The sequence below is a fragment of the Actibacterium ureilyticum genome, from assembly GCF_002285435.1.
GTDB classification, from domain to species: Bacteria; Pseudomonadota; Alphaproteobacteria; order Rhodobacterales; family Rhodobacteraceae; genus Actibacterium_C; species Actibacterium_C ureilyticum.
In genome coordinates this window covers 350912-369224 of record NZ_NSBT01000026.1, presented here as the reverse complement: position 1 = coordinate 369224, position 18313 = coordinate 350912, and the positions used below count along the sequence as shown (strand labels likewise).

General features: G+C 65.6%; 24 protein-coding genes. 11 read left to right on the top strand and 13 right to left on the bottom strand.

Going from position 1 to position 18313, the window contains the following annotated elements:
* Window positions 1-19 precede the first annotated feature (19 nt).
* From queE to queC, 3 genes are read right to left on the bottom strand one after another with little or no spacing between them, the layout of a single operon-like run.
* Complete coding sequence (gene queE, locus CLM60_RS10420; RefSeq protein WP_095589086.1) at window positions 20-727, bottom strand: 7-carboxy-7-deazaguanine synthase QueE; 708 nt, start codon at window positions 725-727, stop codon at window positions 20-22.
* Window positions 724-1077, bottom strand: coding sequence for a 6-carboxytetrahydropterin synthase QueD (gene queD / locus CLM60_RS10415; protein ID WP_095589085.1), 354 nt, complete (start codon window positions 1075-1077; stop codon window positions 724-726). Before queD ends, queE begins: the two co-directional genes overlap by 4 nt.
* A complete protein-coding gene (gene queC, locus CLM60_RS10410) occupies window positions 1077-1778 on the bottom strand; it encodes a 7-cyano-7-deazaguanine synthase QueC (RefSeq protein WP_095589084.1) in 702 nt (233 codons plus the stop codon). The genes queD and queC overlap by 1 nt, the downstream gene beginning before the upstream one ends.
* Before the next feature lie 162 nt (window positions 1779-1940).
* Here queC and CLM60_RS10405 point away from each other — a divergent pair, with 162 nt between their 5' ends.
* From CLM60_RS10405 to CLM60_RS10395, 3 genes are all read left to right on the top strand, one after another.
* The gene (locus tag CLM60_RS10405; protein ID WP_095589083.1) at window positions 1941-2636 is read left to right on the top strand and encodes an SDR family NAD(P)-dependent oxidoreductase; all 696 of its coding nucleotides are present in this window, start codon (window positions 1941-1943) and stop codon (window positions 2634-2636) included.
* Between the two features lie 111 nt (window positions 2637-2747).
* Entirely contained in the window at window positions 2748-3056 is a 309-nt protein-coding gene (locus CLM60_RS10400) for a hypothetical protein (RefSeq protein ID WP_095589082.1), read from the top strand.
* Window positions 3053-4189, top strand: a complete 1137-nt coding sequence (locus tag CLM60_RS10395) for a hypothetical protein (protein WP_095589081.1) — start codon at window positions 3053-3055, stop codon at window positions 4187-4189. Before CLM60_RS10400 ends, CLM60_RS10395 begins: the two co-directional genes overlap by 4 nt.
* A 3-nt stretch (window positions 4190-4192) precedes the next feature.
* Here the strand turns inward: CLM60_RS10395 and CLM60_RS10390 are convergent, their stop codons facing one another.
* Window positions 4193-4852, bottom strand: a complete 660-nt coding sequence (locus CLM60_RS10390; RefSeq protein ID WP_095589080.1) for a histidine phosphatase family protein — start codon at window positions 4850-4852, stop codon at window positions 4193-4195.
* 105 nt (window positions 4853-4957) lie between these two features.
* Here CLM60_RS10390 and CLM60_RS10385 point away from each other — a divergent pair, with 105 nt between their 5' ends.
* From CLM60_RS10385 to CLM60_RS10365, 5 genes are all read left to right on the top strand, one after another.
* Entirely contained in the window at window positions 4958-5614 is a 657-nt protein-coding gene (locus tag CLM60_RS10385) for an SDR family NAD(P)-dependent oxidoreductase (RefSeq protein ID WP_095589079.1), read from the top strand.
* Between the two features lie 64 nt (window positions 5615-5678).
* The gene (gene surE / locus CLM60_RS10380) at window positions 5679-6464 is read left to right on the top strand and encodes a 5'/3'-nucleotidase SurE (protein ID WP_095589078.1); all 786 of its coding nucleotides are present in this window, start codon (window positions 5679-5681) and stop codon (window positions 6462-6464) included.
* Window positions 6461-7105, top strand: coding sequence for a protein-L-isoaspartate(D-aspartate) O-methyltransferase (locus CLM60_RS10375; protein WP_095589077.1), 645 nt, complete (start codon window positions 6461-6463; stop codon window positions 7103-7105). Before surE ends, CLM60_RS10375 begins: the two co-directional genes overlap by 4 nt.
* A gap of 46 nt (window positions 7106-7151) precedes the next feature.
* A complete protein-coding gene (locus tag CLM60_RS10370; RefSeq protein ID WP_095589076.1) occupies window positions 7152-8300 on the top strand; it encodes a peptidoglycan DD-metalloendopeptidase family protein in 1149 nt (382 codons plus the stop codon).
* Window positions 8301-8312: 12 nt separating this feature from the next.
* Complete coding sequence (locus CLM60_RS10365) at window positions 8313-8771, top strand: DUF2267 domain-containing protein (protein ID WP_095589075.1); 459 nt, start codon at window positions 8313-8315, stop codon at window positions 8769-8771.
* 69 nt (window positions 8772-8840) lie between these two features.
* Here the strand turns inward: CLM60_RS10365 and CLM60_RS10360 are convergent, their stop codons facing one another.
* Genes CLM60_RS10360 through CLM60_RS10340 form a run of 5 tightly spaced genes read right to left on the bottom strand, consistent with a single transcriptional unit; the run spans window position 8841 to window position 12114 of the window.
* Window positions 8841-9623, bottom strand: a complete 783-nt coding sequence (locus CLM60_RS10360) for a hypothetical protein (protein WP_095589074.1) — start codon at window positions 9621-9623, stop codon at window positions 8841-8843.
* A gap of 27 nt (window positions 9624-9650) precedes the next feature.
* Entirely contained in the window at window positions 9651-10493 is an 843-nt protein-coding gene (locus CLM60_RS10355; protein ID WP_095589073.1) for an ATP-binding protein, read from the bottom strand.
* The gene (gene tatC, locus CLM60_RS10350) at window positions 10490-11371 is read right to left on the bottom strand and encodes a twin-arginine translocase subunit TatC (RefSeq protein WP_095589072.1); all 882 of its coding nucleotides are present in this window, start codon (window positions 11369-11371) and stop codon (window positions 10490-10492) included. Before tatC ends, CLM60_RS10355 begins: the two co-directional genes overlap by 4 nt.
* Entirely contained in the window at window positions 11368-11871 is a 504-nt protein-coding gene (tatB, locus tag CLM60_RS10345; RefSeq protein ID WP_095589071.1) for a Sec-independent protein translocase protein TatB, read from the bottom strand. Before tatB ends, tatC begins: the two co-directional genes overlap by 4 nt.
* A 30-nt stretch (window positions 11872-11901) precedes the next feature.
* On the bottom strand, window positions 11902-12114 hold the full coding sequence (locus tag CLM60_RS10340) for a twin-arginine translocase TatA/TatE family subunit (RefSeq protein WP_036559883.1): 213 nt from the start codon (window positions 12112-12114) through the stop codon (window positions 11902-11904).
* A 228-nt stretch (window positions 12115-12342) separates the two neighbouring features.
* Here CLM60_RS10340 and CLM60_RS10335 point away from each other — a divergent pair, with 228 nt between their 5' ends.
* Window positions 12343-12723 (top strand): rhodanese-like domain-containing protein, encoded by a 381-nt coding sequence (locus tag CLM60_RS10335; RefSeq protein ID WP_095589070.1) that lies wholly within the window; start codon window positions 12343-12345, stop codon window positions 12721-12723.
* Here the strand turns inward: CLM60_RS10335 and CLM60_RS10330 are convergent.
* Window positions 12720-13814, bottom strand: coding sequence for an ABC transporter ATP-binding protein (locus CLM60_RS10330; RefSeq protein ID WP_245848346.1), 1095 nt, complete (start codon window positions 13812-13814; stop codon window positions 12720-12722). The two genes, CLM60_RS10335 and CLM60_RS10330, sit on opposite strands and share 4 nt — an antisense overlap.
* A gap of 214 nt (window positions 13815-14028) precedes the next feature.
* Window positions 14029-14808, bottom strand: a complete 780-nt coding sequence (locus CLM60_RS10325; RefSeq protein WP_095589069.1) for an SDR family oxidoreductase — start codon at window positions 14806-14808, stop codon at window positions 14029-14031.
* A gap of 160 nt (window positions 14809-14968) precedes the next feature.
* On the opposite strand from CLM60_RS10325, the gene CLM60_RS10320 reads away from it, so the two are divergent.
* Entirely contained in the window at window positions 14969-16030 is a 1062-nt protein-coding gene (locus tag CLM60_RS10320; protein ID WP_095589068.1) for a Hint domain-containing protein, read from the top strand.
* A gap of 42 nt (window positions 16031-16072) precedes the next feature.
* Window positions 16073-17680 (top strand): peptide chain release factor 3, encoded by a 1608-nt coding sequence (locus tag CLM60_RS10315; protein ID WP_095589067.1) that lies wholly within the window; start codon window positions 16073-16075, stop codon window positions 17678-17680.
* Between the two features lie 27 nt (window positions 17681-17707).
* On the opposite strand, the gene CLM60_RS10310 is transcribed toward CLM60_RS10315, so the two are convergent.
* Together CLM60_RS10310 and CLM60_RS10305 are read right to left on the bottom strand one after the other, a co-directional pair.
* The gene (locus tag CLM60_RS10310) at window positions 17708-17905 is read right to left on the bottom strand and encodes a helix-turn-helix transcriptional regulator (RefSeq protein WP_095589066.1); all 198 of its coding nucleotides are present in this window, start codon (window positions 17903-17905) and stop codon (window positions 17708-17710) included.
* Window positions 17902-18285, bottom strand: a complete 384-nt coding sequence (locus tag CLM60_RS10305; RefSeq protein WP_176473850.1) for a hypothetical protein — start codon at window positions 18283-18285, stop codon at window positions 17902-17904. The genes CLM60_RS10310 and CLM60_RS10305 overlap by 4 nt, the downstream gene beginning before the upstream one ends.
* Between the last annotated feature and the right edge of the window lie 28 nt (window positions 18286-18313).

The following is an 18313-nucleotide window of genomic DNA, read 5'->3' as shown; positions in this document are numbered from 1 at the left end:
ATCCTGTCCTTTCGCGGGATCAAACGCCGCGCTTGTTGCCCCAGATCAGCACATGCAGCTGCGGCAGGATGCGCGGGGCGAACCAGCCCGCGCCGGTGGTGTTGTCGAACAGCCATTCCAGCCGCTCGGCCAGCGCCTGTGGCGGCACCGGCTGGTCGGGGTCCACATCCGGGTTGCCCGGTTGCAGGTAAAGCGGCAGCTGCGGGTAGCGCGCCGCCGCATCGCGCGCCCAGTCCAGATCCGGCTGGTCGAAGATCACGATCTTCATCACCATCTGCCCCGCGCGCTGGCCTGCGCGCAGGCAGGCATCGAAGGCGGCCCAATCCACGCGCTCGCCGCTGGACGGCGGCTTGGGGCTAAGAACCAGCGTGTCCAGATCGCCAAACCACGGCTTGGCGATGGACCCTTGCGTCTCGCACGCGAACCGATAGCCCGCCGCCTGGCCCCGCGCGATCAGCGGGCCGAAATCCTGAATGGCGGGGTTGCCGCCCGACAGCGATACGGTCAGCGGCCGCCCGCCCGACAGATCCAGCACCCGGTCCCAGACCTGTTCGGTCGTCATCGCGGCCCAGTCGTGGCGATGGGCGCTGTCGACCGCGTGCAGGCTGTCGCACCACGCGCAGCGGTAATCACAGCCCCCCGCGCGGACGAACACGGTGGGTTCGCCGATCAAGGCCCCCTCGCCCTGGATCGTCGGCCCGAACACCTCGGCGATGCGCAGGGTCATGGCCGGTACTCGGCCCAGGTCTTGGGCGTCTCGCTGACCTTGACCGCTGCGGTTTCGGGCCAGCGCGCCGCGCACCAGTCGAAGAAATGCTTGGCCAGGTTTTCCGCCGTCGACGGCTGGTTCAGCACATCGTTCAGATGCCGGTGGTCGAACCGGTCGTCGATATAGGATTTCAGCGGCGCCAGCTCGTGATAGTCGCGCACGAAGCCGTCCGCGTTCAGCTGCGCCGCGGCCAGTTCGACCACGACGATATAATTGTGCCCGTGCAGCCGCGCGCATTGGTGATCGGCGGGCAGATGCCCCAGCTGGTGCGAGGCCGAGAAATGGAATTCCTTGCTGATGCGAAACATCACGCGGCCCCCCGGTCTGCGATGGCCTGACGCCAGAAATCCGGGTCGGCATAGGCGGTCGGGTCGGCCACACCGGCCAGATCGAACGCCTCGCGCCGTTCCACGCAGGTGCCGCAGCGCCCGCAATGCAGATCGCCCCCTTTATAGCACGACCATGTGTCGGCAAAGGGCGTGCCGTGGCGGGCGCCCGCTGTGACGATATCGGCCTTGGTCCGGTGGACAAAGGGCGTGTAAAGCGCCACATCGGCATAGCCGTCGAGCGCGGCGCGCTGCATCGCCTCGAACGCTTCCGTGAAGCCCGGACGGCAATCGGGATAGATGAAATGATCGCCGCCATGCACGGCGGTCGCCACCGCATCGTCGCCATTGGCCGCCGCCACGCCAAAGGCGATGGCCAGCATGATGGCGTTGCGGTTGGGCACGACGGTCACGCGCATCGTTTCCTCGGCATAGTGGCCGTCGGGCACGTCGATATCGTCGGTCAGGGCCGAGCCGGTCAGCGCGGCACCGATGGGGCGCATGTCGATGATGTCATGCGGCACGCCCAGCCGGGTGGCGGCGCGGGCGGCGAAATCCAGCTCCTTGCGGTGGCGCTGGCCATAGTCGAAGGACACAAGCCGGGTCAGTTGGCGTTCGGCGGCGACCATGTGCGCCAGCGATACCGAATCCAATCCGCCCGAGCAGATCACGATGGTTTTCATGTCAGAACCCTTGTTTTGTTGACCGGGTAGGCTGCGACCGGTGTGGGCGGGGTGATAACGGTTTTCTGCCCGATCGCAACCGGAAATCCGCCCGCATGGTCTTCCCCCCGGCGGTCCCGCGCGTCAGACTGGCCCCGAACGCCCCAGCGAAAGGTCGGACCGATGCGAAAGACAGCCCTTGTCACCGGCGGCACGCGCGGGATCGGCCGGGCGATTGCCACCGATCTGGCGCGCGATCACGATGTCGCCGTGGTCTGGCGGCGCAGCCCGCCCGATGCCCTGCCGGGTGGTGTCCACGCGATACAGGCCGATCTGGCACAGCCCGGGGCCGCCGCCGATGTGATCGCGCAGGTGGTCGACCGGTTCGGGCGGCTGGATCTGCTGGTCAATAACGCGGGCGCCATCGAAATGACCCCGGCTGATGGGTTCGACATGGCCACCGGGCGGGATATTCTGGATCTGAATGTGCTGGCCCCGGCGGCGCTGTTATCGGCCGCCCTGCCCCATCTGGACCGGGACGCGGCGGTGGTCAGCATCTCGTCCGTGAACGCGGTGCTGCCACCGAAAGACGCCGCGATATACGGCGCCAGCAAGGCCGCGCTGGATCTGTGGACCCGCGCCATGGCCAAGGAGCTGGGCCCGCGCGGCATCCGGGTGAACGCCGTGGCCCCCGGCGCGATCAACACGCCCGAAGCGCCGCGATCCGACGAGTTGACCGAGAAATTCGTCGAGCTGACCGCGCTTGGCCGGATCGGCACGCCCGACGACATCGCCCGCGCGGTGCGGTTCCTGGCCAGCGATCAGGCGGCGTTCATCACGGGCGAGGTTCTGACGGTTTCCGGCGGCTATCGCCTGTAGACACGCCGCGTTTGGCGAATGCCGGGGGATCGGCTAAACTGCGGCAACAATTGCCTGGGCTTTGCCCGTTAAACGATTTCACAGTTTCATTCCGACCACAGGACATTGCCCATGCCCGATGCCGCCCCCGATGTGAAAACCCGGCTGGAAACCGCCCTGCCCGAGATCGAGGCGCGCTATGTCAGCCTGCAAAAACATGCCGGGCCGCATGACTCGCCCGAAGCCGCGCAGATGCTGGACCGGCTGGCCGACAAGATCGGACAGCTTCGGCGTCACCGGCAAGAGCTGAACGGCCTGACGCCCCAGTCGCGGTCCACCGAAGAGCGCGACGCCGACATTCGCGAGCTGGAGGCGCTGAAGCAGGACATGGCCGCCCTGCTGACGGAATTCGAAGACGACCGGGACGGGGCCGCGATATGAGCGCGCTGGAACGTCAGTTCAACGCCCTGAACACACGCTGCCACCAGTTCGAACAGCGCCTGCAAACGGCTGTCGAACGCGCCAATGCCGATCACATCGTCACCCCGCGCGAACAGCAGCTGATCGCACAGATCCGGGGGCAGCTGGAACAGGCCTATGACCGGCGGCGGGTGATCGAGGATCGTTTGCGGACCGAACGGGGCGAGGCGCCGATCCAGCATATCGACCCCACCAACCCCGCCGACAACACCGTGACGGGGGGCTGGTGGCCCGCCACCGACAGCCGGTTCACCGGGGCCTTTCACCAGTCGAACATCAACTGGTCGCTGCAATCGCAGGTCACGCTGAACAGCGTGCGGACCTATATGATCCAGCGCGAGGAGCCGTCGGGCCTGTCCGTCGATGATGTGGTCGACGTGATCACCACCATCGTTCCCGGCACCGATGCGCTTGGCACGGCGCTGAAGATCGGCCAGATCCTGCAACGCGCCTATCGCTCGGCCCTGTCGAACTTGCAGGGCCCCACCCCGTCGCTGAACGAGATCCACGGCGGCTGGAACGAGGCGCTGCGGTCGCTGAACAGCGCGGATTTTTCCGATGATTACAGCGCCTTCGTGGCGAAATACCGCCGTGACGAAGGCATCCCCGATGACGAACGCCGGATGCCGTCGGCCTTTGTCGATGCCTGCCGCGATTACTGGCAAACCTATCTGCCCAGGCCCGAGGCGGTCGAACGCGCCTTTGTCCGGCAGATCCTGGAAACGGTGCAGGATGACGATGTGCCGTTTGTCTCGCGCGATGCGGGGGCGGCGGGGTTTGCCAGCGTGAAGATCCGCTTCGATCCGCTGGGCGGCACATTCTATGGCCATGAGGGGTATATCGACGACTGCCCCGAGGATCTGATGCAGGCCATCGATCAGGTCTATCGCAATGGTCGGGTCATTGACCTGCCGGTGCCGATCCGGGTCGAGATATGGGAGGTCGACCTGACCCAGACGGTGATCGAACGCCGCTCGTCAACCGCCGGGAACACGTCCTTCACGCTGACCAGCGGCCCGCAGGAAATGATGGACCGCTTCATCGCCGCGCGCGGGTACCAGGCGATGATGGTCAGCCATCTGGAGCATGACTGACGCCTAGATATAGGTCCGGGCATGGGCGCGCGCGGGGTCCTCCAGATGGGGCACCGCGTTGAACGTGTCCAGCGCCAGCACATCGCCCAGCTTGATATAGCGGTGGACCGAGCTGTTATAGATCTGCAGCAGGATATTGGCATAGCTGGCCACCTGAAGCCCCAGCAGAAGCCGCATCGCCATGCCGATCACCCCGCCCGAGGTCACGAACAGCACGCGCCCGCCCTGCCCCTCGGCCAGGGCGATCATTTGGGCGATGCGGGTCTCGAACGCGGTGAAGCTTTCCAGATGGGCGTGGATCCGGCCGGTTTCCCACGCGCTCAGCACCTGGGGCACATGGGCGATGAATTCGGCCCGGTTGCTGGGGATTTCCACCGCATGGGTGTCACGCAGCGATTCCGCCAGACCGAAATAATCCAGCTCGTTCAATCGCTTGTCCTGCGACACGGATGCACCCACCGCATCGGCGATCAGCTGCGCGGTGTCGTGCTGGCGGTGCAGCGTGCCGCTGATCACCGTGTCGAACGCGCGCCCCGTGGCCGCGAAATGATCGCCCAGCCAGCGCGCCTGTTGCCGGCCCAGATCGCTGAGGTTGTCATAGCTTTCCTCGTCCTGGGCCCCGGTTTGCGCCTGCCCGTGGCGTACCAGCGTGATCTCGACCATATCCGCACCTGCCTTTCCCCCCTTGTCCTAGAACCGCCGGGCGGGATTCGCCAGTGGCGGAATGCCCCGCTTGACCCTGCCGCCGGATCGCGGCAAAGACGCCAGATGACAGAGAAACTTGCCCTGATCACCGGTGCCTCGCGCGGCTTTGGCGCCGCCATTGCCGAGGCATTGGCGCCCACCCATCACGTCATGGCCGTGGCCCGCACCACCGGCGCGCTCGAAGAGCTGGACGACCGCATCCAGGCCGCGGGCGGCCGCGCCACGCTGGCGCCCATGGACATCACCGATGCAGGCGCCATGCGCCACATGTGCCGGTCGATCCACGACCGCTGGGGCGGCCTGGACCTGTGGGTGCATTGCGCGGTCCACGCCCCGCCCCTGTCGCCCGCCGATCACATCGCGGAAAAGGACTGGGCCAAATCCGTGGCCACCAACGTGACCGCGACCGGGCAGCTGATCCCCTTCATCGCGCCGCTGCTGCGCGCCGCCGATACCGGCACGGCGGTCTTTGTCGACGATCCCGCGGCGGGCAAGTTCCACGGCGCCTATGCCGCGACCAAGGCCGCGCAGCGGGCGTTGTTCGACGCCTGGGCGGCCGAGACCGCGAAATCGGGCAAGCCGCGCGTGCTGTCCTTTGCGCCCGCGCCCATGCCCACCGCCACCCGCGCGCGGTTCTATCCCGGCGAAGATCGCAGCACGCTGGCCGATCCGCGGGCCGAAGCGCAACGGCTGCTGGCCGAATTGGGTTTGTCCGCCTAGCACGCTTGCCGCCCCTGCCTGCCTGAATTAAGCAGGCAGAAAGACAATCGGGGGCGGTCCGGCCATGCGCATTCTCATCACCAATGACGACGGCATCAACGCGCCGGGCCTGCAAGTGCTGGAGTCCATCGCGACCGAGATCGCCGGGCCGAAGGGCGAGGTCTGGACCGTCGCGCCCGCGTTCGAACAATCGGGCGTGGCGCACAAGATTTCCTATACCCATCCGATGATGATCGCCGAGCTGGGCCCGCGCCGCTTTGCCGCCGAAGGCTCGCCCGCCGATTGCGTGCTGGCGGGGCTTTACGATGTGCTGGACGGGGCCTTTCCCGATCTGGTGCTGTCGGGGGTGAACCGGGGCAACAACTCGGGCGAGAATGTGCTTTATTCCGGCACGCTGGGCGGCGCGATGGAGGCCGCCCTGCAAGGGCTGCCCGCCATCGCCCTGTCGCAATATCTGGGGCCGCAGAACAGCGACCCCGCGCTGCAATTCGACGCCGCGCGCGCCCATGGGGTGGACGTGGTGCGCCGCCTGCTGGACCGGGGCCTGTGGGATGGCGACGATTACCGGCTGTTCTATAACGTCAATTTCCCGCCCCTGCCCGGGGCCGATGTGCGCGGCGTGCGGGTGTCGCCGCAGGGCTATCGCCGCGATGCGTTTTTCGGGGTCGAGCCGCATATCTCGCCCTCGGGCCGGAAATTCCTGTGGATCAAGGGCGGGCCGCAGCACATGCCGACCGACCCCGGCACCGATGTGGCCGACAACCTGGCGGGATATGTCAGCGTGACGCCGATGCGCGCCGACCTGACCGCGCATGACACCGTCGCCGAATTGAAAGACCGGCTGGAATGAGCAACGACGCCGAACGCAAGATGCAGTTCATGTTCGCCCTGCGGTCGAAGGGCGTCACCGACAAGCGCGTGCTGAATGCGATGGAGCGGATCGACCGGGGCGTGTTCATCCGCGACGGGCTGTTCGCCGAGCGCGCGTACGAGGATATGCCGCTGCCGATTTCCTGCGGCCAGACGATCAGCCAGCCCTCGGTCGTGGGGCTGATGACGCAGGCGCTGAATGTCAGCCCGCGCGACAAGGTGCTCGAGGTGGGGACCGGCTCGGGCTATCAGGCGGCCGTGCTCAGCCAGCTGGCGCGCCGGGTCTATACGGTCGAACGCCACCGCCGTCTGGTCCAGACCGCCCAGGCCGCGTTCGAAGAGGTCGGGCTGACCAATGTGACCGCTTTGCTGGCCGACGGGTCCTTCGGTTTGCCCGAACAGGCGCCGTTTGACCGGATTTTGGTCACTGCCGCCGCCGAAGACCCGCCAGGTCCGCTCTTGGCGCAACTGCGCGAGGGGGGTATCATGGTGTTGCCGGTCGGCCAATCGGACGCGGTGCAAAGCCTGATCAAGGTGACGCGCACGCCCGATGGGTTCGATTACGACGAGTTGCGGCCGGTGCGTTTCGTGCCGCTGCTGGAGGGGCTCGGACAGGACTGACAGGAAAGCCCGGGACACATCGGGCCCCGCGATTGAGGACAGAGCAATGGCAATCACATCACGCCCCGGCCCGCGGGCCATGATCATGGGAACCGCGCTGCTGGCATTGGGCGCCTGCGACCAGTTCGACCTGGACCTGCGCAACACCGGCACCGGCATCGACACCACCGACGCGGTGCGCACCGCCACCGCCCCCCGCCCCGCCGCCGATGCGCGCGGCATCATCACCTATCCCAATTACCAGGTCGCCGTGGCCCGCCGGGGCGACACCGTGGGCAGCGTGGCGTCCCGCATCGGCCTGACCCCGGACGAGCTGGCCCGGCACAACGGGATCGACAGCAACGTGCCCCTGCGCGACGGCGAGATCCTGGCCCTGCCCCGTGCCGTGCCCGCCGCCGGTACGGCAGCCACCACCACCGGCGCGATCCAGCCGGCGGGCAATGTCGATATCTCGACCTTGGCAGGCGACGCGATCAGCCGGGCCGAACCCGAACAGATCACCACCACGCCGCTGGTCCAGTCGGGCCCCGAACCGATCCGCCACAAGGTCGAACGGGGCGAGACCGCCTATTCCATCTCGCGGCTCTACAATGTCTCGGTCACCTCGCTGGCCGAATGGAACGGGTTGGGCGCCGACCTGTCGCTGCGCGAGGGGCAGTACCTGCTGATCCCGGTGCCCGACGAGAACGCCCGCACCGCCGCCGCAGCCCCGGTGCGCACGACCGAACCGGGCGAAGGCTCGCCCACCCCCACACCCCCCAGCGCCAGCAAGCCGCTGCCCGATGAAAAGGTGGAACCCGCCAAGCCGCTGCCCTCGCCCGACCTGTCGTCGGACAAGACGGTGCGGTCCAAGCTGGCCTTCCCGGTCAAGGGCGACATCATCCGCGGCTACAAGAAGGGCAGCAATGACGGCATCGACATCGCCGCCGCCGCCGGCACGCCCGTGATCGCGGCCGAGGCCGGCACCGTGGCCGCCATCACCCGCGACACCGATCAGGTGCCGATCCTGGTGATCCGACATGCCGACAACCTGTTGAGCGTCTATGCCAATATCGACAAGATCGGCGTCAAGAAGGGCGACAGCGTGAAACGCGGCCAACAGGTCGCCGTGGTCCGCAGCGGCAAGCCCAGCTTCCTGCATTTCGAGGTCCGCCAAGGGTTCGAAAGCGTCGATCCGCTGCCCTTCCTGAACTGACGGGCCGCTCCGATGCCGATGCCCTGGACCTATCGCCACGCTGATAAAGAGTTCCGGGCCTTTCTGGACGATGCGCGCGAGCGGATGGGGCTGGATTCGGACAACATGACCTATACCGCCGTCGACGGGGTGTTCCGCACGTTTCGCCGACGGCTGACCCCGGCGCAGGGGCTGGCCTTTGCCGATCTGCTGCCTGCGATTCTGCGGGCGATATTCGTGCAGGGCTGGGATTCCGATGCGCCGCCCCTGCCCTTTGCCAACCGCGCGCAGATGACGCGCGAGGTTCAGGCCCTGCGCCCGCACCACAACCTGACCCCCGACAACGCGATCGAAGCCACAGCCTGGGCGCTGCGGCGCAGCCTGCGGCAGGCGGATCTGGACCGGCTTCTGGCTGGCTTCCCGCCCGGTGCAGCGGCGTTCTGGCATGTGGATGTCGCCGACCCGTCGGAATTGGAGCAGCGGATCATCTGACGGACCGCGCTGCGCGCGCGTTCGCCTCCGGCGGGAGTATTTGGGGAACAATGAAGGGGCGATCCGCCCCTAGAAATGCCCGATATTCTGGTTCAGGTCCTGGTCCCACATCGCCGTGGCGGTGTTTTCAACCAGGCCGCTAAAGCCTTCGGATTTCATTCGATGGAATGCGCTGGACGAAAAAGCGATATCGCTGAGCCTTATATGAAGCCCCCAAAAGGGAATGTTCTTAACGTACTCACGTAGGGCGGTGTTATTTGCGAGTTCCCATGCCGCATCTGTCCGAGAAAACGATCCGGTGAAAGGCACTGTCATCCGCTGATCGTCGCCCCTGCGCTGTGATGGCAGAAACCAGAAACGGCGCCGCGGGATCCAATAGTGATATTCATCGCTGATGAGGTCTCCACTGTCTTTGTCGAACACCTTCATGGGGACGAAATAATTCACTTCCCTATCGAGTTCCTCGATCACCGCCTTGACCGCTGGCCGCACCATGGCGTGATTGCCCTCTGAGATGTCCGTCATCCAATGCCACCTATCGCGACGCACGCGCACATCGGTGAGAAACGGCGCGAAATCTTCGATGTCAAAATGCAGAATCTCCAGCTGCCACTCACCAATCTCTGCAGGCAGATCCTGCCAGTGACGATGCGGGCTGTCCTTGCCCCAGCCTTCCTGAAGCACCGAGAATTGCGCGTAGTCTCTGTTGAATTCCATCCCCATCACGGGACCCGTGGTGGATCGGAACATCACATAAAACAGCGCGTCGCGGAGCACCGCGCGGGTCGGCTCCTCAAGAATGAAGGTCGCGCCACCCTGATGAATTTTCTCGCGTCCAACCGTCTTTGCCATGCCGAACCCCTTGGATGGATGGGACCGCTAAATCGCCACGCCCTTGCGCCCCGCCAGATCGGTGAAATACTGCCACGCCACGCGGCCCGAGCGGGCGCCGCGGGTGGCTTGCCATTCGATGGCCTCGGCCCGCAGGGTGTCGTCGTCGATCTGCACGCCATGGGCGTCGCAATAGCCGCGGATCATGGCCAGGTATTCGTCCTGGCTGCACGGGTGAAAGCCCAGCCACAGGCCGAATCGGTCCGAGAGCGAGACCTTTTCCTCGACAGCCTCGGACGGGTTGATGGCCGTCGATCGTTCGTTTTCGATCATGTCGCGCGGCATCAGGTGGCGGCGGTTCGACGTGGCATAGAAGACCACGTTGTCGGGCCGGCCTTCGACGCCCCCATCCAGCACCGCCTTGAGCGATTTGTAATGCTGGTCGTCATGGCTGAACGACAGGTCGTCGCAAAAGAGGATGAACCGCGCGTCCTGATCGCGCAGCAGGGTCAGCAGGCGCGGGATCGACGGCAGATCCTCGCGCTGAAGCTCGACCAGTTTCAGGGTCGGATGATCGGCATGGGCCTTGGCGTGGACGGCCTTGACCAGGCTTGATTTCCCCATCCCGCGCGCGCCCCAGAGAAGCGCGTTGTTCGCGGGCAGCCCACGGGCGAATTGCAGCGTGTTGGCCAGCAGCGTGTCGCGCGACCGGTCGACGCCCAGAAGCAGCGACAGGTCGACCCGGTTGACATGGGCCACGGGGCTCAGGCGGTCGGGGTTCACATGCCAGACGAACGCCTCGGCCCCGGCGACATCCGGGGCGGGCTGCGGCGGCGGGCTGATGCGTTCCAGCGCATCGGCGATCCGGCGCAGGCTGTCGCCTTCGGTCATGTGTCCTTGGCCTCGGGCTCTTCGCCGTCCAGATCGTCGAATTCGTCGTCATCGACCCAAAGCCCTTGGGCGCGCAGATCGGCCTCGCGCTTTCGTTCGACCCGGCGGACAAGGAAGATCGAGATCTCGTAAAGCCCATAGACCACCACGAACAGGATCACCTGGGTGATGACATCGGGCGGCGTGACCAGCGCGGCCAGCACCAGAATGCCCACCACGGCGTATTTGCGCACCGCGCCCAGACCCGCGGCGCTGACCAGCTCGGCCTTGCCCATCAGGGTCAGCAGCACCGGCAGCTGGAAGCACAGGCCAAAGGCCACGATGAACTTGATCGTCAGGTTCAGGTATTCCTGGGCCGAGCCCTGGAAAACCACGCTGAGGCCCTGGTTGACCTCCTCGCCCACCACGGCCTCGCCGCCCTGGCCGAATTGCTGGAACCCCAGGAAGAAATCATAGGCCAGCGGCGTCACGACATAGAACGCGAATGACGCGCCCAGAATGAACATGAAGGGCGAGGCGACCAGAAACGGCAGGAACGCGCCCTTTTCGGATTTGTACAGCCCCGGCGCCACGAACCGCCACATCTGATAGGCGATATAGGGGAAGGACAGCATGAAGCCGCCCAGGAACGAGATCTTGATGGCGACGAAAAAGCCTTCTTGCGGGCTGATGAAGATCAGCGCGCAATCCTGTCCGCCCTCGGCCAGCACCTGACAAAGCGGGGCGGTCAGGAAATTGAAGATCGGCGTGGCGACGGTGAAACAGATCACCATCCCCACCAGAAACGCCGCGACCGAATGGATCAGCCGCGTCCGCAGTTCGGCCAGATGCTCGATCAGCGGGGCGCTGCTGTCGTCCAGTTCATCCTGTTTGGTCATGCGTCGGAACTTCCGCTGGCGGCGGGTTTGGCGGCGGTGGCGTCAGCCTCGGCCGTGGCGGCTTCGGCCTCGGCGGCCTGGCGCGCGCGGGCCTTTTCGGCGGCCGCATCACGGATCTTGCGCGCGGCCTCGGCCCGCTCTTCGCTGAGCTTTTCGGTCGCGGGCCCCTTTTCGGCTGTGTCAGCCTTGGCGGTGTCGCCCTTGGGCTTGTCCGATCGCGCGCCCGGCTCCCACCGGTCGAACTTGTCGGCGGCGTCCTTGACCGCGTCCAAGCCCATCTTGCGCGGATTGGTCAGGTCGCGCAGGTCGCTGGCGGCGTCCTTCATGCCCGACTCCTTGGCCGCGTCTTCCATCGCGTTCTGGAACTCGCGCGCCATCCGGCGCAGCTTCGACGTGAACTTGCCCAGGGCATGAAACATGCCCGGCAGGTCCTTGGGGCCGATCACAATCAGCGCCACGATGCCGATGACCAGAAGTTCGGTCCAGCCAAGATCAAACATGCAAGCTCTGCCCTGTCAGGCGGACAAGGCTCAGGCCTTGTCCTTCTCGGCGTCCGGGGTGATGTCCTTGGCGGCCTCGAGGTCGTTCTCGATCTCTTCGGTGCCGTCCTTGACGCCCCGCTTGAAGGCGGTGATGCCCTTGCCCACCTCGCCCATGAGCGAGCTGATCTTGCCGCGCCCGAACAGCACCAGCACAACAACCGCGATCAGAAGCAGGCCCGGAAGCCCGATATTGTTCAGCATTGTCTTCTCCCTTGGTGCCCGCGCGGGACACCTGAATTGAATTCTGTCCCACACATTTATTGATTTGCGGGCCGAGTTCAAAGCCCCATTCGGGCCGACACGGCGTTTTTCCAGCAATTTTGTCGCACGACGCGACGGCGGGTCGCAGCCAGACCCGCTTTTGCCTGCGCGATGGCCGTTTAGGATACGGTCGGGCAGACCCGATTCACCCCAACCCCCGAGGACCCCATGCACAGCGAAGATCTGAACGGCAAGACCCTGGAACACTGGACCCCCGACGATGTCGCGGCGGGGCTGGACAATCACACCATCGTGCTGATCGACGTGCGCACGCCACAGGAATACATGTTCCAGCACATTCGCGGCGCGCTGCTGGCGCCGATGTCGGGGTTCGACCCGGCCTTCATGCCGCCCGAAGGCGACAAGCGGCTGGTGTTCCATTGCGGCTCGGGCGTGCGGTCGCGCAAGGTGGCCGAGGCCTATCTGGCGGCGGGCCATGACCGCATCGCGCATCTGGAAGGGGGCTTCGGCGCCTGGCGCGCGGCGGCCAAGGCCTTTGTCGATACCGATCCCGCCACCGGCGCCCCGCGCATGATGCCGGGCAGCTAGGCCAGACGCGCGTCGCGCGGAAAGACGAAGCAGCGGTCGCGCCGGATCATCAGCCACATCGGCAGGCCCGGCTTGGGCAGGAACACCCCCGGCACCGTCGCGCGCAGCACCGACTGGTCGTAATCCATGCGAAATTCGACCAGGCTTTCATGGCCCATGAACCGCGCCCGCTCGACAATCCCGCGCGCGGGCGCACCATCGGCGGGCGTCGGGTTCGGCCCCTGACCGTTGCGGTCGAAGTCGATCTTCAGATGCTGGGGCCGGATCACGATATCGACGGCGGTGCCGTCGGGCTGCCCCGGCGTCAGGAACTGGCCAAAGGGCGTTTCCGTCAGCGCCCCCTGAACTTTGCCCGTGATCACATTGATATCGCTGAAGAAAGCCGCCGCATCGCGATCCTTGGGCGCGTTATAGATGTTATAGGGCGCGCCCTGTTGCACGATCCGCCCCGCCCGCATCAACGCAATCTCGTCGGCCATGCGCATCGCCTCGTCCGGCTCGTGCGTGACCAGCAGAACCGCCGCCCCTTCGTCCTTGAGCACCTGTAGCGTCTCGTCGCGGATCTCGTCCCGCAGCCGGTTGTCCAGGCCGGAAAACGGCTCGTCCATCAGCATGATGCGCGGCCGGGGCGCCAGGGCGCGGGCCAGCGCCACCCGCTGCTGTTCACCCCCCGACAGGTTGTGCGGATAGGCGTCGATGAAACGCAGCAGATCGACACGGCCCAACAGCTCTTCGACGCGGGCGCGGTTGGCCTCGCGCGGGCCGGTCAGGCCGAAGCCCACGTTTTCAGCCACCGACAGATGCGGGAACAGCGCGAAATCCTGGAACATCAGCCCCACGGCCCGCCGCTCGGGCGGAATGCGGAACACCGTGTCGCAGATCAGCTTGCCGTCGATAAAGATTTCGCCCGCGTCCTGCATGTCGACGCCCGCGATGATCCGCAGCGTCGTCGACTTGCCGCAGCCCGACGGCCCCAACAGGCACGTCACCTGCCCCGGCATCACCGAAAGCGAGACATCGTCGACCACCGTGCGACCGCCGAACCGGCGGGTGATATTGCGGATTTCCAGCCGTGGGGTCGTGTCGGTCACCGGGGCCTCGTCGATTAACCGATCAAAACAATCGGCTTCTTCACCGGTTAGCAACTGTCACAAGGGGCCGCAAGCCCAGAGCAGGCGGTCGCCGGCGGGAACTGTGGTGATTGCGGCGCGCCGTAGCGTCCGATATGACAGAAATATCAAATTGGATCAGATCACTACCGGACGTACTTAAGGCATTCTGCGCGCAAGGGACGCACCGCACCGGTCACAGCGTGGCGTTCACCGCCCCGCCGTCCAGCAGGATGTTCTGCCCCACCATGAACCCCGCATGCTGCGAGCACATGAAGGCACAGGTCGCGCCGAACTCGGCCGGGGTGCCATAGCGGCGGGCCGGGATGGTGGAGGCGCGGTTGGCGCGGGCCTGATCCTGGGTGATCCCCTTTTCCGCGGCCACGCCCTTGTCCAGCGCATCGGCGCGGTCGGTGTCGTGGATGCCCGGCAGCAGGTTGTTGATGATCACCCCCTGCGGCGCCACCTGCCGCGCGGTCCCCGCGACATAGCCGGTCAGCCCCGCCCGCGCGGCGTTCGACAGGCCCAGCACCGGGATCGGCGATTTGACCGACTGGCTGGTGATATTGACCACCCGGCCCCAGCCCTTGTCGATCATTTGCGGCAGGATCGCGGTCATCAGCGCGATGGGCGTCAGCATGTTGGCATCGAGCGCCTTGAGGAAATCCTCGCGCGACCAATCCGACCACAGACCCGGCGGCGGACCGCCCGCATTGGTCACCAGAATATCGGGGTCGGCACAGGTCGACAGCAGCTCGGCCCGGGCACCCTCGTCCGTGATATCGCCCACGAATTCAACGACATCCACGCCGAAGCTGTCACGGATATCCGCCGCCGACGCCCGCAGCGCATCTGCCCCGCGCGCGTTCATCACCAGATCGACGCCCGCCTCGGCCAGCGCCCGCGCACAGCCCAGCCCCAGCCCCTTGCTTGATGCGCAGACAATCGCGCGCTTTCCCGAAATCCCCAGATCCATTGGACCCTCCCTTGGTTATCCCCGAACGATACTGCGGTTTCGGGGGGTGACAAGAGGGCGCAGGGCAAGAATTTTCCAAGCGGCGCCCTATATTTAATCTCAATGGCGTCATGGCACGTAACCAATTGTAAATCCGCATGGTCTAGGACATATACCCGGAATGGAGCCAGCCTCAGAACCCGCAGCCGGACCAGAAGCCAGCTATTCATGTCACGTCTATCGTGCGGAACGGCTTCGGGTGATTGCGGGCGCCAATCTGGACGACCCGCTTGGCGCGATCGACACCTTGTGCGCGGGCGACGTCTATGCCTTTGACCCGGCGGCGCGGACCCATGTCCTGCATGTGCATGACCCGGCCGCGTCGGACAGCGGCTCGGGCCGGTTCCTGCGCCGCGACGGGATGCGGATCACGGTTGCCCATGGATCGGCGCTGGGACAGCCCGGCGCGGCAATCGTGCTGGAGGGGCGGCTGCGCCTGATGACCGATGGCGGCAGCATTGCCGAGATCCTGGTCATCGCCATTGACGAGGGCGCGGCGGCGCACTGGTTCTTCCTGCCGCTCGACCCGCTGGACCCCGACAAGGCCTATACGCTGCTGGAAATCTCGGACGACCCGGGCGAGGTGCGGCTGGCCGAAATCACGCCGGTGGCCTTTGTGCGCGGCACCCAGATCACCCTGGCCGATGGCCGCCAATGCCCGGTCGAGGACCTGGAGCCGGGCGCGATGGTGCTGACCCGCGATCACGGCGCGCAACCGCTGCGCTGGATCGGCCAGCGCACGCTACGCGCCACCGGCCCACACGCGCCGGTGCTGATCCCCAGCGGCGCCCTGCCCAACCGGCAGGATCTGTTGCTGAGCCAGCACCAGCGGCTGTTCATCTATCAATCGGGCGGCGATCTGCTAACCGAAACGCCGGAAATGCTGGTGCGCGCGGGCGATCTGGTCGATGACAGCACCGTGTTCCTGCGCCCCGGCGGGTTCGTGGATTATTTCCACCTGGTCTTCGACCGGCACGAGATCATCTATGCCGAATGTATCCCCACCGAAAGCCTGCTGATCAACGAACGCACGCTGGGCATCTTCCCCGAGGATCTGGCCCAGTCGATCAGCGCCGACATGCCCAGCCTGTCGCAGCAGCAGCGCTTCGCGTCCGAGGCCGACAAGCGCACGGTCCGCGCCACCGGGGCCAAGGCGCTGCATCGTCTGATCCGGGGCGACTGACGGGCCTTTTCAATGGCCCCGGCGCTGTCTATATCCCGCCCCATGCTGGATAACGCCACAAACCGCCCCGACCTGCCGGCCGAGATCGCCCGGCGCCGCACCTTTGCGATCATCTCGCATCCGGATGCGGGCAAGACGACATTGACCGAGAAATTCCTGCTCTACGGGGGTGCGATCCAGATGGCGGGCCAGGTCCGCGCCAAGGGCGAGGCACGGCGCACGCGCTCGGACTTCATGCAGATGGAGAAGGACCGGGGGATTTCGGTCTCGGCCTCGGCCATGTCGTTCGACTATGGCAAGTTCCGCTTCAACCTGGTCGACACGCCGGGCCACAGCGATTTTTCCGAGGACACCTATCGCACGCTGACGGCGGTGGATGCGGCGGTGATGGTGATCGACGGCGCCAAGGGCGTGGAAAGCCAGACCCAGAAACTGTTCGAGGTCTGCCGCCTGCGCGACCTGCCGATCCTGACCTTCTGTAACAAGATGGACCGCGAAAGTCGCGACACGTTCGAGATCATCGACGAGATCCAGGAAAACCTGGCCATCGACGTGACCCCCGCCAGCTGGCCTATCGGCGTGGGCCGCGAGTTCATGGGGTGTTACGACCTGCTGAATGACCGGCTGGAGCTGATGGACCGCGCCGACCGCAACGTGGTCGCCGAAAGCGTGTCGATCGAGGGGCTGGACGATCCCAAGCTGGCCGATCACATCCCCGCAGGGATGCTGGAGAAGCTGCGCGAAGAGGTCGAGATGGCGCGCGAGCTGCTGCCCGCGCTGAACCCGCAAGCAGTGCTGGAGGGGCACATGACCCCGATCTGGTTCGGCAGTGCGATCAATTCCTTCGGCGTGCGCGAGCTGATGAACGGCATCGGCACCTATGGCCCGGAGCCACAGATCCAGGCCGCCGAGCCGCGCCAGATCGCGCCCGAGGAAGACAAGGTCGCCGGTTTCGTGTTCAAGGTGCAGGCCAACATGGATCCCAAGCACCGCGACCGGGTGGCGTTCCTGCGCATGGCGTCGGGCCATTTCAAGCGTGGCATGAAGCTGACCCATGTGCGCACCAAGAAACCGATGGCGGTGTCGAACCCGGTGCTGTTCCTGGCCTCCGACCGTGAACTGGCGGATGAGGCCTGGGCCGGCGACATCATCGGCATCCCCAACCACGGCCAATTGCGCATCGGCGACACCCTGACCGAGGGCGAGGCGCTGCGCGTCACCGGCATCCCCAGCTTCGCGCCGGAACTGCTGCAAGCCTGTCGCGCGGGCGACCCGATGAAGGCCAAGCATCTGGACAAGGCGCTGATGCAATTCGCCGAGGAAGGCGCCGCCAAGGTCTTCAAGCCGATGATCGGCTCGGGCTTTGTCGTGGGCGTTGTGGGCCAGTTGCAGTTCGAGGTTCTGGCCAGCCGGATCGAGATGGAATACGGCCTGCCCGTGCGGTTCGAACCCACGCAGTTCACGTCGGCCCGCTGGGTCACCGGACCCAAGGACAAGGTCGATGCCTTCGTCAACGCCAACAAGGCGCATATCTCGTATGATCACGATGGCGACGTGGTCTATATGACCCGACTGCAATGGGACATCGACCGGGTGGAGCGCGATCACCCCGACCTGACCCTGAGCGCCACGAAGGAGATGCTGGTCTAGGGGGGCGCTGCACAGCGGCCTGCGGGACTATTCCGCCAGCGGCTGAAACAGATCTTCGATCGTCAGGCCGAAATGGCGGGCGATCTTGAACGCAAGCGGAAGACTGGGATCGTACCGCCCGCGCTCGATGGCGTTCACCGTCTGCCGCGAGACATTCAGGCTTTCGGCCAGATCCGCCTGTGACCACCCGCGCTGGCGGCGCAGCTCTTTTATCCGGTTGTTCATCCGAAGCGCCAACGTCCGATCAGCACGCCGACAACCCACAAGGTCGCCATCAGCGGCCATACGGCAAACATCGAGATTTTTGGAAACCCCAAACCCTCCAGAAAGCCGTAACCGAAGGTCAGCAAGGCCGTTCCTGCAAAGGACAAGGCCAGCGCTTCGAATTGCAGCTTGCGTTGCAGCTCATCCAGGTTGTGAATGCTGTGGATCACGACCCCGCAAATGAACGCGGCGGGCAGCATCGGGCCGAGCGCAACCAAGATGCGCAGCGGCTTGCTGTCGATCCCCGCCGACAGAAGGGCATTGGTGGCAAACAGCGCGCCGGTATAGGCGAGCAGGCCAGCACATAGCAAAAACAACCCGCGCAATGTGTCCTTCGACATGAAAACTGTCTCCGATATAACGTAAAGC